This window comes from Flavobacterium macacae (assembly GCF_003865365.1).
Classification (GTDB): domain Bacteria; phylum Bacteroidota; class Bacteroidia; order Flavobacteriales; family Flavobacteriaceae; genus Flavobacterium; species Flavobacterium macacae.
The window spans coordinates 78,319-94,020 of record NZ_RQVR01000007.1; the positions used below are offsets into that span (position 1 = coordinate 78,319).

Here is a 15,702-nt window from a genome sequence, read left to right on the forward strand (position 1 = left end):
AAATTTCCGGAGAAACATTAACCCGATTTTCAAAATTGATTATCGACCAAAAAGTGCAGGCGCGTCATAGATTTTCACTTCTGAAACCTTTGTCAAAAGTTTGTGAGCCAGGCCCTTGACAAAGCACAAAAATATGTGGGACAGGAAATTAAAGTTTCAATACTGCCCACGGCAATGTCCACCGAATCTCCTTTGCTTTTTAACGGAATCATTGTCGAGACCGATTATTATGAAGAATTTTGGAGTGGTTGGAATAGTACCAAAACGAATCAATAATTCTAAAAAATTTACAACAGAAATCAATTTCGTAAAGTAATGCCAATATGAGCAAAACTGCCATAGTCGGCGGAAAAATTCTGGAATCCACGGGAAGTGATTTCAATATTTATGCAAAAAAAAAATCGTGTACAGTTCGGTTGCGACCATTACAGAAACCGGAGATGAAAAAGTCGTAAATTTATTCACAACACTGGTTTGGCCACAAACAGCACCGTTTTACATGAAGGCGAGCACTCTTTTTCACTGCCGCACACTTTTCAACAAAGCGCTGGCTTGAGCCCGTATTTTTTTACAAGGTTTTTTCAGATAATGACCAGAATTTTCTAGAAAGCTTGTACAAGACATACGGTTATTCTGACGATGCTGAACTTTTAAAATGGATTGCCAAAAGGACAAAATTCGACAAGAATAATCTAGAGGAATTCGGGAAATTATTTTGGACAAAGCAATGTGACGGAACGATAAAAAATCAGCTTGCAATCTATAAAGCGCTTCATTCTGTTTATAATCCTGATAAAAATATACAGCCGCTTTTACTGGATAATATTCAGGAGTATATCGATTATTTTGCCGATTTTGAAAAAAATAAAATAGAGGGATTGTCAGCATCCGAAAGAACAAAAATCGCAGCACACATCGTTTATTTTGCAGAACAATATAAATACGATTCTAATTATAAAAGTCAAAATAAGATGATGGGAAGGCTGCGTTATTGGCTTGGAAATGATTTGAAAATAATCTGGCAAAATAATTTTTACAACCTGCCAAAATTCAAAGAATGGTGGGAAAGAGCAGAATATGACATGGTTTATGTGCAAGAATGTGAATACGAAGGAACTTGCGGAGGCGACAATCCGACGCCAAGTCCGGCTGGATACAAACAATAATTTTTGAATAATCAACATTTATAAAAAATCGAAAATTCAATGAAAGTAACAAGGTTAGCACTTTTTTTATTATTCGTATTTATTTCCTGCCAAGAAAAAAGCAGGTAGAAAATAGGACAAAATAACGGTGAAATTCTTTATAGTAATGAAATCGAACCGTTAGTGAAAAAGCAACTCGAAGCTGGTTATGCTGCAGAGAAAGACGAGACAGATTATCCAAATTATGATTTGACTGAAGAGGACTTAAATGCTTCTAATGCAATTTTGAAAGGATATTTGACAAGCAATGGCTATAAATCTCCAGCAAATGAAGAATTTGGAAAAAGAATAGAAAGCATTTTTAATAGAAAACTTGATTTCAGTTCTGATAAAAAAACTGTTATTGTAAGTTTCACTTCGCCTTGTGAAAAGGAAATGAAATTTTTGAAAAATAAAGATTTGGATTATGTAAATTACATCAGCAAGGATGGAAATTTTCTTTCTGAATTGTTCTTTATTCCAGAGATTTTGGAGTATCAAAAAATGTTTCCTGAAATAGTAACTTTTGAGAATGATTTGCCTGAAGAAACTAACGAAATTAAAATTTATAAGTGAAATGTAAAACCCGATTTGTCTCGAGAAAGGTCACAGAATTTAAGAACCGTTTTGGCAAGAAATAAGTTTCTTTTTAATGACAGCAAAGCTGATTTAGAATGGCTTTTGGCTAATGACAAAGATTTCTTGAAAATGCTTGTTTTTACCTACGGATATGATACAAATGAGAAAATAAACAAACTTGTTCTGAATGATTTTTATACTAAATATGACAAAGCAACGCCAAAGCAGACTCAAAAAATTGGAGAACTTTTCTTTGCAAAAGATTGCGACGGAAATTTAGACGTGCGTACTGATTTGCTTGATTTCGCAAAACTAAATACAACTGCCTCAGATAATAGATTTGTGTATGCGCTCGCAAAGTATGCCTTAGTCTTATTTGACGGCGATGTGGACAATGTTTTTAATGAAGGACAAGGATCCATCGAAGAAATTTATAAAAGCAGACAAGGCGAAAATCATCGCTTATATTGCAAGTATTGAAAGTCCGGCAACCGAAAAATATAAAAAGGAAAATGCGACAGTTTGGAACAATGAAGCCACCGTGATTTATAATATCGCATCTTCACAACCAGAAATTATTCAAATCATAAAGAAAAATAATTACTATAATATTCCAAATTTAAAGCAAATTATAGATTCAAGCGAAACAAGAAGCCGAAGCTTATAAATTGCGCATGCCAGATTAGCTTACGAATTATTCAAAATAAAAAACCCTCACATCGCTGCAAGGGTTTCTCTATTCTCAATACTGATTTCTCAATACTAATATCTGTAATATTCAGGTTTAAAAGGGCCTGCAACTTCAACGCCAATGTAAGCCGCTTGGTCATCTCTCAATGTTTCCAATTCAACTCCTAATTTAGCCAAGTGCAAAGCAGCTACTTTTTCATCTAAATGTTTTGGCAGCATATAAACTTCATTTTTGTATGAAGCGCTGTTTTTCCACAATTCGATTTGAGCCAAAGTTTGGTTCGTGAAGGAGTTGCTCATCACAAAACTTGGGTGGCCAGTTGCACAACCAAGGTTTACCAAACGGCCTTCAGCTAAAATGATGATGTCTTTTCCCGCGATTGTATATTTATCAACTTGTGGTTTGATTTCAACTTTTGTAGCTCCGTGGTTTTTGTTCAGCCAAGCCATGTCAATTTCATTGTCAAAGTGACCGATGTTACAAACCACAGTTTTGTCTTTCATTTTCTCGAAGTGAGAACCAAGCACAATGTCTTTGTTTCCAGTAGTCGTGATAATGATATCCGCGTTAGCGATAACAGTATCTAATTTTTTTACTTCAAAACCGTCCATTGCCGCTTGAAGCGCACAAATTGGGTCAATTTCAGTAACCGTTACAATAGAACCAGCACCTCTGAATGAGGCCGCAGTTCCTTTTCCAACGTCACCATAGCCACAAACGATTACTCTTTTTCCAGCCAACATCAAGTCAGTTGCACGACGAACTGCATCAACAGCAGATTCTTTACAGCCATATTTGTTGTCAAATTTCGATTTAGTAACCGAGTCATTTACGTTAATTGCAGGCATTGGCAAAGTTCCAGCTTTCATTCTTTCATAAAGTCTGTGAACGCCAGTAGTCGTTTCTTCAGAAAGACCTTTGATTCCGGCAACCAATTCAGGGTAACGGTCGATAACCATATTGGTCAAGTCACCACCATCATCAAGAATCATATTTAAAGGCTGACGGTCTTCACCAAAGAATAAAGTCTGCTCAATACACCAGTCAAAATCTTCTTCGTTCAAGCCTTTCCAAGCATAAACTTGAATTCCAGCAGCAGCAATGGCAGCAGCAGCCTGATCTTGCGTTGAGAAAATATTACAAGAAGACCAAGTAACTTCAGCTCCAAGAGCGATTAAAGTTTCGATCAAAACTGCCGTTTGGATTGTCATGTGAAGACAACCAGCAATTCTTGCACCTTTCAACGGTTGCTCATTTTTAAATTCAGCACGAAGCGCCATCAAACCTGGCATTTCAGCTTCCGCCAATTCAATTTCTTTTCTTCCCCAAGCTGCAAGAGAAATGTCTTTCACTTTATAAGCCACAAAAGGTAATGTCGTTGTACTCATCTATTTGTATATATTTGTATTATCAAAATTTATGCAAAATTACGGAATTACTTTTTATTAAAATAATCTATAAATTTTATTTAAGGATTGTTTAATATGCGATGTTTTTAAAGTAGTTAGGAGTGAGATTTTAGAATTGTGGCATAGAAAAAAAGCAATAGTTATTGGCGTTCAAATCAACCCAAAGCTTAGCGAACTTAGCAAAAACGTTGCATCTTTGCAGTTAAAGTAAGTCCATTCACCACACTTCAAAGCCCTAAACCCAAACCTGAACCTAAACAAAATGCCTTTACATAAAACCATACAATACAATCCGAATACCAAAATCTTGATCTGGAAAATTACCGAAAGCTTCGACGCGCTTTTCTCTGAAGTCCTCTTAAAAGAAAAAACACTTACAAGGTTGCAAGGAATGAAGTCAGAAACGCACCAAAGAGCTTTTTTAAGCGTTCGGAAATTATTGCAGGAAACAGGCCACAACGACCTGCAATTGCATTATGACGATTACGGAAAGCCTGCTTTGGATAATGAGAACCACATTTCAATAACCCATTCTTTTGATTTTTCTGCCATTATTTTAAGTGACAAAAACGTGGGAATCGATATCGAACAACGCAGGGAAAAAATTATAAGAATAGCCGATAAATTCGTAGATGATTCTGAATTTTTATTTCTAAACAAAGAAAACCAACAAGATTATATTTCGAAATTAACTGTAATTTGGGGCATCAAAGAAGCCGTTTTTAAAATCAGAAATGAAAAAGGAATCAGTTTTAAAGACCATATTTTTGTGGCTCCGTTTGAAATGGCAGACTTAAAAGCAGAAGCGTTATTGACTTTTGAAAACCTAAATGTGAAATTTGAAATCAGCTTTGAAGAAATTGAAAATTACACGTTGGTTTATGCGTTTGAAAAGTAAATTTTTCTAAGATTCGAGCAGTGCTGTCTGATCTAAGTGCCAGATTATCTAATTTTCTTTGCGTAGCTTTGTGAAAATTTTGCAATCGCTGTGGAACAAAAAAATCAAACCATTTATACCGAAATACTGCAAGCCAAAAGTGCGAACCAAAAATTATTGGCCATTCTTTTAGATCCGGATAAAATTACCACAGATTCGCTTCAAAATATAATTCCGAAAATCAATCAATCGCCGGCAACCCACATTTTTATTGGCGGAAGCATTGTTACAGACAACACGATTGACGAGCTGATTTCAGAATTAAAACAAAAAATAAAACTCCCCATTTTACTTTTTCCAGGAAATCCGTCGCAAATTTCAAACCAAGCCCACGGCATTTTATTCTTGAGTCTGCTTTCGGGCAGAAATCCCGATTTTTTAATCGAACACCAAGTAAGAGCGGTGCCTATCTTAAAAAAATCAAAGCTCGAAATTATTTCCACGGGTTATATTTTAATTGAAAGTGGTAATAAAACAGCCGTTGCATCGGTGAGCAAAACCATTCCGTTGCCAAGACATAATTCGCAAATTGCGGTGGATACCGCTTTGGCAGGCGAGTTTTTAGGAAGCAAATTAATCTACCTTGAAGCCGGGAGCGGAGCCAAACTTTCAGTGCCATTAGAAACGATTTCTTTGGTGGCAAAAAACATTTCAATTCCATTAATTGTCGGCGGTGGCATTACTACTTTTGACGGAATAAAGGAAGCTTTTTTTGCTGGAGCAGATTTGGTTGTCATCGGAACCGCTTTTGAAAACGACACTAATTTTTTTACTAATTCCAATTTTTAAAACAATGATTGATTTTTTCCTTGATACTTATAAAAACGCGACCACATTTGATATTGTGACGGAAGCCACGGTTTTTGTCTTTGGGATTTTGAGCGTTTATTATGCCAAGAAAGAAAATATATTAGTCTATCCCACGGGAATTATAGCCACATTTTTAACGGTTTACTTGCTTTTTAAAGCCGGATTTTTAGCAGAAATGGTTCTGAATATTTATTTTTCAATAATGAGCATTTATGGCTGGATTAATTGGTCTAGAATGAAAGGCGACGTACATGTAGTTTCCATTTCACGCACAAATACCAAGCAAAAAGTTATTGGAATTGTGCTATTTTTTCTTACTATTGCTGTAACTTATGTAGTGTATCATTTATTCGATAAAGAAATTTTGCCGGCAAATTATATAGATATCGTCTTATCCGGAATATTTTTTACTGGAATGTGGTACATGGCAATGAAGAAAATTGAAAACTGGACTTTATGGATCATCGGTGACGCTATCGCAGTGCCACTTTATGCCGATAGGGGATTGGGAATGTTAGCTGTGCAATACATATTTTTTACAATTTTGGCTATAATGGCTTACATCGAATGGAGGAAAATCTTAAACAACAAGGAACAGATAAAATAAAAATAGCATTGTACGGTCCCGAATCTACTGGGAAGACGACTTTGGCAAAACAATTGGGGGAAAGATTTCAAGCCACCTGGATTCCTGAATTTGCGCGTGAATATCTTCAAGAAAAATGGAATGTTTCTCGAGAAATATGCACAGCTGAAGATTTGATTCCGATTGCCATTGGGCAAATGAAGCTTGAAAATGAAGCGTTACAGACAACAGAGAAATATCTTTTTTCAGACACTAATTTGATGTGTACCAAAGTGTTTTCTGAAATATATTATGGTTTCTGTGATCCAATTTTAGATAAAGCGGCGATAAAACACAAGTATGATTTGTTTCTGTTAACCGATATTGATGTTCCTTTTGAAAAAGATGACTTGCGCGACAAACCCAATGAACGCCCCATGCTTTTAGAGAAATTTGAAAAAGCGTTGGTTGAAAATAAAAAGCCTTATATTTTAATTTCAGGGAATCAGGACGAGCGTCTTGAAAAAGCGGTCGGTATTATTGAAGACTACACGAAAGCGAAACAGCACGGGTTTTCCTCTTATGATTTTGTCCAAATTTACAGCCAAGGGATAAAAATTGACACGGTAATAAACGGTTTAGAAGTTTTTAAAAAAGGAATTCCAAAAATCATTCTTGAAAAATCAGCCTCTTTAAATAACGGGATTAGGGCGCTTTCCGAAAGTGAAGCGAAATATTATGCTAATTTATTCGATTTAAAAAAAGACAGCTTAAAACTGCAGAAATTTGTTCCGGCTTCGGGTGCCGCAAGCCGAATGTTTAAGTTTTTAAGTGAATTTTTAAATGAATTTAAGCTCGGAAAAGAATCTGTTAATGCTTACATTAATAGAACTAAATGTACAGATTTGTCTATTTTTTTGATAGGAAAAGATAAATTTCCGTTTTATAAAGCTTTAAAAGAATATACAAAATCAAAATATCCAGAATACAAATCTTGGGATAACGATACCAAATCCTATCATTTTATAAAATTGCTATTGGACCAAAATCATTTTGATTATGCTTCAAAGCCTAAAGCAGTGTTGCCTTTTCACGAATATGCAACCCATCTTGCCACGCCGATTGAAGAGCATTTGAATGAAAGTGGCTTTTATGCTTCGTCAAATGCTATTTCGCATCTTCATTTCACAATTTCTGAAGAACATCAGGTCGAGTTTGAAGAAATATTGAATCAGGTGAAGCCAAAAATTGAGGAAAAATCCAAAACAAAAATAGGTTTGGCTTTTTCCTACCAACACAGATCTACAGATACGCTGTCAGTTGACTTAAACAATAATCCTTTTAGGACTGAAGACGGAAAATTGTTCTTTAGGCCGGGAGGACACGGTGCTTTGATCGAAAATTTAAATGACCTGTATGCGGATGTCATTTTTATTAAAAACATTGATAATGTAATCCAAAATCACATTGAAGTAATTTCATTGTATAAAAAAGCGCTTGCCGGAACATTATTAGAGTTACAAGAAAATATTTTCAGTTTTTTAAGAAATCTGGATTCAGAAACGATTTCAAAAGAAACCTTTGATGAAATTTTACTATTCTTAAAAGATAAATTGCACATTTCGGTAACGTCAGAATTTAAAAAATACGCAAAAGAATATCGGATTGAATATTTGAAAGAGATTTTAAATCGCCCGATCCGTGTTTGCGGGATGGTCAAAAATGAAGGCGAACCTGGCGGAGGACCATTTTGGGTAAAAGATGAAGAGGGAGGAAAATCGCTTCAAATTGTAGAAAGTTCTCAAATTGATATTGAAAATCCGGCGCAAAAGAAAATTTTGTCAAGTGCCACACATTTTAATCCGGTAGATTTAGTCTGTGCGACAAAAAATTACAAGGGTAAAAAATTTGATCTAAAGGAATTTGTCGATCATAACAGCGGTTTTATTGTAGAAAAAACTAAAAATGGCAAGCCGATTAAAGCGTATGAATTGCCAGGTTTGTGGAATGGCGCAATGGCCAAATGGATTACAATTTTTGTAGAAGTGCCTTTGATTACCTTTAATCCTGTGAAAACCGTGAATGATTTATTAAAATCGCCACACCAACCTCAATAACATTGGAACAAGAAAAGATTACATCTGAATTAAAGTTTAAAGCGGTCAGGAGTAGTGGCGCGGGTGGCCAAAATGTCAATAAGGTTGCTTCAAAAGTGGTGCTGTCCTTTGATTTATGGAAATCAAATGCTTTAAGTGAAGAAGAAAAATTGCTTTTGGAACAAAATTTAGAAGCAAGATGGACCAACGATAAAATCTTGATTTTAAATTGTGATGAAGATCGGAGCCAATTAAAAAATAAAGAAATCGTCATCAAAAGATTTTTGCAAATCATCAAGCAAGGTTTGATTGTTGCAAAGGAAAGGAAGGCGACAAGAGTTCCGAAATCAGTGATTAAGAAACGAATCCAGAACAAAAGAAATCTTTCAGAGAAAAAGGAAAACAGGAGAAAACCTGATTTTTAAATTTTTCCTAGATTCATCATATGAAATTCATAATTTATAGCTAGTTTTGCCCTGTCTCAAAGGGGTGCTCTAAATAACGAGCTGAGATTATACCCAAAGAACCTGGGCGGGTAATGCTGCCAAGGGAAAAAACGACAACATTTTTAGAGTGCACGCTATAAATTTGTCGTAGATCATCAATTTTAATTTTAACAACCGAATAATTACCCCTTTTATTTCGTAAAATTTTACGAATGAAACCTTTATTCAAACAATCTCCTCTTTGCAAAAAGAGTCCAGAACGATCGGGCTTTTTTAAGGCAAAAACTATTTTTACCATCACATTATTTTCTTCCGTTTCGCTTTTTGCACAAGAACAAAAAGTAATTGACACCACAAAGGTTACAGCCTTAGATGAGGTTTTAGTTTCGGCAGTCCGTGTTACGGCGCAGACTCCGGTGACTTTTACAAACATCACCAAAAAAGAATTGCAATCGAGAAATTTAGGTCAAGATATTCCGGCTTTGCTGAATTATCTGCCTTCAGTCGTGACGACTTCTGACGCTGGAAACGGCATCGGCTACTCGGCGATTTCAGTGCGTGGTTCTGATTCGCGACGCGTGAACATTACCTTAAACGGAATCCCGTACAATGATTCGGAGTCACAGGGAACTTTTTGGGTAAACATGCCTGATTTTACGTCTTCTGTACAAAGTATGCAGTTACAGCGCGGTGTCGGGACTTCAACCAATGGGGCGGGAGCTTTTGGTGCGAGCTTGAATTTGCTTACCGATTCGTATGCTTTGGAGTCGAATGGCGAAATTTCTAATTCTTTCGGAAGTTTTAATACCAGAAAACATACCGTGAAATTCAGCACGGGCTTGATGAACAACAGTTTTGAATTGGCTGGAAGGGTTTCTAATATCAAGTCTGACGGCTATATTGACAGAGCCGAATCGGATTTGAAATCCTACTTTTTCCAAGGAACTTATGTCGGAAAAACAACCTTGATTAAAGGATTGGTTTTTGGTGGAACTGCAAAAACATACCAAGCTTGGAACGGTTTGGAAGATCTGGAAAAATTAGAAAACGACCGAACTTACAACGTTTCAGGGCAATATATTGACGATCAAGGAAACTTGCGTTTTTATGACAATGAAACTGATAATTACAACCAAGATCATTATCAATTGCATTGGAATGAAAAATGGAGCGATAAATGGAATACCAATTTGGCTTTTCATTACACCAAAGGTATTGGCTATTATGAAAATTATAAAGTCGGAGAAGATCTGTCTGAATACGGAATCGCACCTCAAATTATCGATGGAGAAGAAGTTGTTGAAAGTGATTTAATTCGAAGAAAATGGTTGGATAATGATTTTTACGGAACCACTTTTTCTGCTAATTATAAGAATGAAACGTTAGATTTTATTCTTGGAGGAGGAATGAATAAGTATGAAGGAGCGCATCGTGGTAACGTGCTTTGGACCAGAAGCGTCGTATTGCCAGAATATGATTTAGAATATTATAATGATTTTTCTACAAAAACCGACCTTAATTTCTTTGTAAAAGCAAACGTAAGGATCAGCGATCACTTGAGCCTTTTTGGTGATTTGCAATACAGAAATGTGGCGTACAAAGCCAATGGAAACGAAACCGGTCTGGTGGATGACAATTTTAATTTCTTTAATCCAAAAGCAGGAATTACCTACATCGTTAATGAAACGAACGATATTTATTTCTCGTACGCGAGGGCAAATCGCGAGCCAAACCGAAACGATTATGAAGGTGGCAATCCAAAACCTGAGAAGTTGAATGACTTTGAATTAGGCTGGAGATACAACGCGCCAAAAACCAAATTAAACATCAACGGATATTTTATGCGTTACAAAGATCAGTTGGTTTTAACCGGAGAGTTGAATGATGTGGGAGCTCCATTTCGTGAGAATTCAGGAAACAGCTACCGTTTAGGTTTGGAAATTGATGCGAAAGTTATGGTTTCAGAAAAGTTTATTTTGCGTCCGAATGTAACGGTGAGTTCAAACAAAAATGAAGATTTTTACTTTCAAAGAGATGGTGTTTTACAAAATTTAGGAAGCACCAATATTGCATTTTCGCCTAACGTAATTGTGGGCAACGCGATCACTTTTCTGCCGATAAAAAACATGCAGGTTTCGCTTTTGAGCAAATTTGTAGGAGAACAGTATATGTCTAACATTGATTCAGAAGGTTCAAAATTAGATAGTTATTCGATTAGTGATTTGAATGTTTCGTATGAAATAACAACAAGTTCAGTTTTTAAATCGATAATTATCTCTGGTTTGGTGAACAATATCTTTGATTACAAATACGAATCAAACGGTTATTTTTATACGTATGATGATGATTTTTCAAATCCGGGAAGCATCAGCACGATTGGAGGTGCAGGTTATTTTCCACAAGCAGGAATCAATTTCTCGGCTGGTGTGACCTTAAAATTTTAGAGTTAGTTTTAATTCCCTTGAAAGCCCGGCAGAAGCACTAGTTTCTGTCGGGTTTTTGATTTTTTAGGAAATTGGATTGTAGTTGGTTTATTGACTACAACTGTTTGCGTGAGGGATTGCAACGGAAATCCTTTTGCTGGCTTTTTTGCCGGCGAAAGATTGCAGGGAAAAGCCCGACCCCAAGAAAATGCGTTCGCTTTTTCTTGGGGTCACGCCCCAAAAATATTAGTTGAAGATACGAATTACGTTTCCGGTAACTTCAGTGCGGTATTGCATTAATGGATATCTTAAATCAGCATTTGGCAAGCCTGTATATAAACTGTAAGTTACATTGTCGCAAGGGCAAAGAACATTTGGCTCTGAAATTTCAAGTACCGAACAGTTCTGTGGAATTTGATTTGGACAAGTGGCTTCCCACGCTAAATAACTGCCACCCGCATTGAAAAGAATAATTCCGTTAATTCCTGAGCTCCCGGAGTTGATCCAAACAGCGTTTCCAGCATAATTTAAATCACTGTAAGCGGGCAGGTTTAAGTTTACTTGAACATTCACTGCGTAATTTGGCAAGAAGGGATTTCGAGTTCGAATGTCGTCGTCTGAACAGCTTAAAATCGAGATTATGGCAATTAATAAGGGAAGAATCTTTTTCATTTTTAAAAATTTCAAGGTTTAATTGTGGAAACAAATTTAATTTAATTAACTTTGGATTTGTATACGAACAGCGTATAAATTTAAACTGAATTAAAAAATACTATCTTTGTGGAAAGAAATCCCGTGGTCATGGGATTTTTTCTATTTATATAAACGATGAAATTATGAGTAACGTATCTTATTATACCGCAGAAGGATTAAAAAAATTAAAAGAAGAGCTTGATCACTTGAAAAGTATTGAGCGCCCAAAGGCTTCGCAGGATATTGCAGAAGCAAGAGATAAAGGTGATTTGTCTGAAAATGCCGAATATGATGCGGCCAAAGAGGCGCAAGGTTTGTTAGAAATGAGAATTTCTAAATTGGAAGAGGTGTATGCCAATGCAAGATTGATTGACGAATCACAATTAGATTTGTCAAAAGCGTTGGTTTTGTCGAAAGTAAAAATCAAGAACCAAACCAACGGTATGGAGATGACTTATACTTTAGTTGCTGAAAGTGAAGCCGATTTGAAATCAGGAAAAATCTCGGTGACTTCGCCTATCGGTAAAGGCCTGCTTGGGAAATCTGTGGGGGAAATTGCTGAAATTACCGTTCCAAACGGTGTTTTAAAATTTGAACTTTTAGAAATTACGAGAGAGTAACGCAGATTTGAGATTTCTGATTCTCACGCCTGTCTAAGTAGTCTCATTGTCTAATAATCTAAGAAGTCAAAATGGAATCTATTTTTACCAAAATCATCAAGGGAGAAATTCCCGCTTATAAAGTTGCCGAAGACGAAAATTATTTGGCATTTTTAGATGTGAATCCAAATGCAAAAGGGCACACGCTTTGTATTCCGAAGCAAGAAATCGACAAGATTTTTGATATGGAAGAAGAACAGTATTTAGGATTATTGAAGTTTTCAAGAAAAGTTTCAAAAGCCCTAGAAAAAGCAGTTCCGTGCAAAAGAGTAGGAATGGCCGTTATCGGCTTGGAAGTTCCTCATGCGCACGTGCATTTGATTCCTTTGAATGAAATGGATGAAATGCGTTTCCAAAATAAAGTGAAATTGACAAAAGAAGAATTTGAAGAAGTAGCAGAAAAGATTAAAGCTAATTTGTAAAACTATTTTTTACACGAATTGCACTAATTACCACGAACTGTTTTGTGGAAATTAGTGCAATTTATTTTTAAGCGATTAAACCTTCTTAAAACTAACCAGCATACAAGTTCCTTTTGCGGTTTCTGACGAAAAGACCTTTATTTTTCCGTCGTGGTATTCTTCCACAATTCTTTTAGTTAAAGACAATCCCAATCCCCAACCGCGTTTTTTGGTTGTATATCCCGGTTCAAAAATTCGTTTGAATTGATTTTTCGGAATTCCTTTTCCAGAATCTTTGACTTTTATTTTTACGAATTTGGAATCTTCTTCAATTTCAATCGATAGTTTTCCGCGTCCTTTCATGGCATCAATGGCGTTTTTGACCAAATTTTCTACTGTCCAACTGTGCAAAATTGGATTTATGGAAACCACAATCGGATGTTGGGGCGCTTTAAAGGTGAAATCAATTTGGCTTGAAAAACGGGATTTTAAATAGTCGTAGGAATCTTCAGTTTCTTTGATGATGTCTTTTTGTTCCAAAACAGGCTCCGAGCCAATTTTTGAAAAACGATCCGCAATGGTTTGCAACCTGACAATGTCTTTTTCAATTTCGGTTACCGTAGTTTCGTCTACATTATCAACTTTCATAATTTCAATCCAGCCCAATAACGAGGAAAGTGGCGTGCCAATTTGATGGGCAGTTTCTTTTGCCATTCCGGCCCAAAGCTTGTTTTGAGTTGCCATTCGGCTGGCCCGATAAAAGTTGAAAATCAATAATCCGAAGAGCAATAAAATTAAAAATAAGGCAATCGGATAGTATTTTAGATTGTTCAGCAAAGAAGAATTTCCGTAATATAAATACTGAAATTTGCCAGGGACATATTCGATTTCAATCGGTAAGTTGTCGCTTTTAAGACGAATAAGAAATTTATCTAGCCGTTCATTATCTGCAACAATTTCATCGTCAATATTTGCCGTGCTTTTTACCGAATCATTTTCGGTTAAAATAATTGGAATGGTAGTGTTATTGCTGAAAATTTCCAGCGGAAGTTCTAATTCTGTATTTTCATTGGCGTTAATTAAGGTCTTTTGCGCTTTTGCCCAAACATTCATTTTAAGCCTTTCTTCATTCTTGAAAATCTGGAAAAAGGTGTAGGTGTTCCAAAGAATTAAGGTGATAATTATAAAAGAGATTACGATGATGATCCATCGGGTGACATTTCTTTTTTCAGAAAACTGCATAAATTTTATTTTGAGGTATAAATATAAGCAAAAGAAATAAGCTGAAAATTTCGAAAGTGTTTATAAGTCTTAAATACTAAATTCTTTCTTATTGAATCAATTTATTACTTTTGTTTAAACGCAAATTTTTATGATTAGTATCGAGCCGAATGAAATTTCGACAGCAAAATTGCAAGGTTATCTTCAGGGTTCCGTTGGTCCAAGACCGATTGCTTTTGCCAGCACGGTTGATGAAAACGGAAATCCGAATTTGTCTCCGTTCAGTTTTTTTAACCTTTTTAGCGCTAATCCGCCGATTTTGGTTTTTTCGCCTTCGCGACGCGTTCGTGACAATACGATAAAACACACCTTGATTAACGCTCGCGCGACGGGAGAAGTCGTGATAAATGTAGTTAATTTTGATATGGTGCAACAAACGTCGCTGTCAAGCACAGAATATGGTGATGGTGTTAATGAGTTTGTGAAAGCGGGTTTTACGGCAATTGCTTCTGATTTGGTCAAGCCATTTCGAGTAAAAGAATCTCCGGTTCAGTTTGAATGCAAAATCCAGCAGATAATTAGCTTGGGAACCGAAGGCGGTGCAGGGAATTTAATTGTTTGCGAAATCGTAAAAATGCACATCGACAAAGCGGTTTTAGATGAAAACGGAGGAATCGACCAACATAAAATTGACTTGGTTTCTAGGTTGGGAGGAAATTGGTATTCCCGTTCCAACGAAGGTCTTTTTGAAGTTGAAAAACCCTTGACAACATTGGGAATAGGTGTAGATGCTATTCCGAAGTTTATCAAAGAAAGTACGGTTTTTAACGGAAATGATTTGGGGAAATTAGGTAACGTGGAAGCATTGCCTACAACAGAAGAAGTTGCTATCTTTGTAAGCGAAAATTTTGCTGTCAAAGGCGTTTTGAGTTCTGATGACAAGCAAAAAATTCACCTGAAAGCAAAGGAATATCTGGACAATAATGAAGTAATTTCTGCTTGGAAAATGCTTCTGTCGGAAAGAAAATAATGAAAGGGCTGTATTAAAAGCCATATAAATAAACGAAAATAAATTAGAGAATTATGGAAATTTCAGGAAAAGTTAAAGTGATTAACGCAGAACAGCAGGTTAGCGCGGCGTTCAAAAAAAGAGAATTGGTTGTTACTACAGAAGAGCAATATCCACAACACATCATGATTGAATTTACGCAAGATAAATGTGATTTGTTGAACAATTATAGAGCAGGCGAGGCGGTAAAAGTTTCAATCAACTTGAGAGGCAGAGAATGGACAAATCCACAAGGTGAAACAAAATATTTCAACAGCATCCAAGGCTGGAGAATCGAAAAACTGCAAGCTGACGCGCCACAAGGACAAGTTCCTCCAATGCCAGCGAAAGACGCTTTTGAACCGGCTCCAAGCTTTAAGGAAGAAGAGCACGACGATTTGCCTTTCTAGTCTTTAAAGAAATAAAAAACAGACCGCAGAATTTTTTTTGCGGTTTTTTTATGTTTTGTTTTTGTGTGTGATGCAAAGTTTTTTTTGCCAAGCTTCACAATGCTTTTTATGTAGTTTGTGAATCTTTGGG

The 15,702-nt window shown here is 36.1% G+C and carries 17 protein-coding genes; 14 read left to right on the plus strand and 3 right to left on the minus strand.

Features of this window, described 5'->3' with window-relative positions; translation table 11 throughout:
* Window positions 1-102: 102 nt before the first annotated feature.
* From EG849_RS15595 to EG849_RS07650, 4 genes are all read left to right on the plus strand, one after another.
* Window positions 103-276: a hypothetical protein gene (locus tag EG849_RS15595; protein WP_158611928.1), complete on the plus strand. Its 174-nt coding sequence runs from the start codon at window positions 103-105 to the stop codon at window positions 274-276.
* A gap of 335 nt (window positions 277-611) precedes the next feature.
* Window positions 612-1,166, plus strand: a complete 555-nt coding sequence (locus EG849_RS15815) for a hypothetical protein (protein WP_233581759.1) — start codon at window positions 612-614, stop codon at window positions 1,164-1,166.
* A 162-nt stretch (window positions 1,167-1,328) separates the two neighbouring features.
* Window positions 1,329-1,760, plus strand: coding sequence for a hypothetical protein (locus tag EG849_RS07645; protein WP_125012489.1), 432 nt, complete (start codon window positions 1,329-1,331; stop codon window positions 1,758-1,760).
* A 15-nt stretch (window positions 1,761-1,775) separates the two neighbouring features.
* The gene (locus tag EG849_RS07650) at window positions 1,776-2,243 is read left to right on the plus strand and encodes a hypothetical protein (protein ID WP_125012490.1); all 468 of its coding nucleotides are present in this window, start codon (window positions 1,776-1,778) and stop codon (window positions 2,241-2,243) included.
* 282 nt (window positions 2,244-2,525) lie between these two features.
* Here the strand turns inward: EG849_RS07650 and ahcY are convergent, their stop codons facing one another.
* Window positions 2,526-3,842, minus strand: coding sequence for an adenosylhomocysteinase (gene ahcY / locus EG849_RS07655; protein WP_125012491.1), 1,317 nt, complete (start codon window positions 3,840-3,842; stop codon window positions 2,526-2,528).
* 283 nt (window positions 3,843-4,125) lie between these two features.
* On the opposite strand from ahcY, the gene EG849_RS07660 reads away from it, so the two are divergent.
* From EG849_RS07660 to EG849_RS07685, 6 genes are all read left to right on the plus strand, one after another.
* Window positions 4,126-4,761 (plus strand): 4'-phosphopantetheinyl transferase family protein, encoded by a 636-nt coding sequence (locus EG849_RS07660; RefSeq protein ID WP_125012492.1) that lies wholly within the window; start codon window positions 4,126-4,128, stop codon window positions 4,759-4,761.
* Window positions 4,762-4,851: 90 nt separating this feature from the next.
* A complete protein-coding gene (locus EG849_RS07665; protein WP_125012493.1) occupies window positions 4,852-5,589 on the plus strand; it encodes a geranylgeranylglyceryl/heptaprenylglyceryl phosphate synthase in 738 nt (245 codons plus the stop codon).
* 4 nt (window positions 5,590-5,593) lie between these two features.
* Window positions 5,594-6,217: a nicotinamide riboside transporter PnuC gene (pnuC, locus tag EG849_RS07670; protein WP_125012494.1), complete on the plus strand. Its 624-nt coding sequence runs from the start codon at window positions 5,594-5,596 to the stop codon at window positions 6,215-6,217.
* Window positions 6,178-8,292: a DUF4301 family protein gene (locus tag EG849_RS07675; protein WP_125012495.1), complete on the plus strand. Its 2,115-nt coding sequence runs from the start codon at window positions 6,178-6,180 to the stop codon at window positions 8,290-8,292. Before pnuC ends, EG849_RS07675 begins: the two co-directional genes overlap by 40 nt.
* A gap of 2 nt (window positions 8,293-8,294) precedes the next feature.
* Window positions 8,295-8,696, plus strand: coding sequence for an alternative ribosome rescue aminoacyl-tRNA hydrolase ArfB (gene arfB / locus EG849_RS07680; protein WP_125012496.1), 402 nt, complete (start codon window positions 8,295-8,297; stop codon window positions 8,694-8,696).
* 233 nt (window positions 8,697-8,929) lie between these two features.
* Window positions 8,930-11,161 (plus strand): TonB-dependent receptor, encoded by a 2,232-nt coding sequence (locus tag EG849_RS07685; RefSeq protein ID WP_125012497.1) that lies wholly within the window; start codon window positions 8,930-8,932, stop codon window positions 11,159-11,161.
* A 225-nt stretch (window positions 11,162-11,386) separates the two neighbouring features.
* Here EG849_RS07685 and EG849_RS07690 read toward each other — a convergent pair whose 3' ends face one another.
* The gene (locus EG849_RS07690) at window positions 11,387-11,812 is read right to left on the minus strand and encodes a Rieske (2Fe-2S) protein (protein WP_125012498.1); all 426 of its coding nucleotides are present in this window, start codon (window positions 11,810-11,812) and stop codon (window positions 11,387-11,389) included.
* 164 nt (window positions 11,813-11,976) lie between these two features.
* Here EG849_RS07690 and greA point away from each other — a divergent pair, with 164 nt between their 5' ends.
* Both greA and EG849_RS07700 read left to right on the plus strand, forming a co-directional pair.
* A complete protein-coding gene (greA, locus tag EG849_RS07695) occupies window positions 11,977-12,453 on the plus strand; it encodes a transcription elongation factor GreA (protein ID WP_125012499.1) in 477 nt (158 codons plus the stop codon).
* 71 nt (window positions 12,454-12,524) lie between these two features.
* Window positions 12,525-12,914 carry an HIT family protein gene (locus EG849_RS07700; protein ID WP_125012500.1) on the plus strand — a complete coding sequence of 130 codons (390 nt, stop codon included), beginning with the start codon at window positions 12,525-12,527 and terminating at the stop codon, window positions 12,912-12,914.
* A gap of 75 nt (window positions 12,915-12,989) precedes the next feature.
* Here the strand turns inward: EG849_RS07700 and EG849_RS07705 are convergent, their stop codons facing one another.
* Window positions 12,990-14,135 carry a sensor histidine kinase gene (locus tag EG849_RS07705; RefSeq protein WP_125012501.1) on the minus strand — a complete coding sequence of 382 codons (1,146 nt, stop codon included), beginning with the start codon at window positions 14,133-14,135 and terminating at the stop codon, window positions 12,990-12,992.
* 130 nt (window positions 14,136-14,265) lie between these two features.
* Here EG849_RS07705 and EG849_RS07710 point away from each other — a divergent pair, with 130 nt between their 5' ends.
* Both EG849_RS07710 and EG849_RS07715 read left to right on the plus strand, forming a co-directional pair.
* Entirely contained in the window at window positions 14,266-15,144 is an 879-nt protein-coding gene (locus tag EG849_RS07710; protein WP_125012502.1) for a flavin reductase family protein, read from the plus strand.
* A 53-nt stretch (window positions 15,145-15,197) separates the two neighbouring features.
* On the plus strand, window positions 15,198-15,572 hold the full coding sequence (locus EG849_RS07715; protein WP_125012503.1) for a DUF3127 domain-containing protein: 375 nt from the start codon (window positions 15,198-15,200) through the stop codon (window positions 15,570-15,572).
* Window positions 15,573-15,702: the final 130 nt, after the last annotated feature.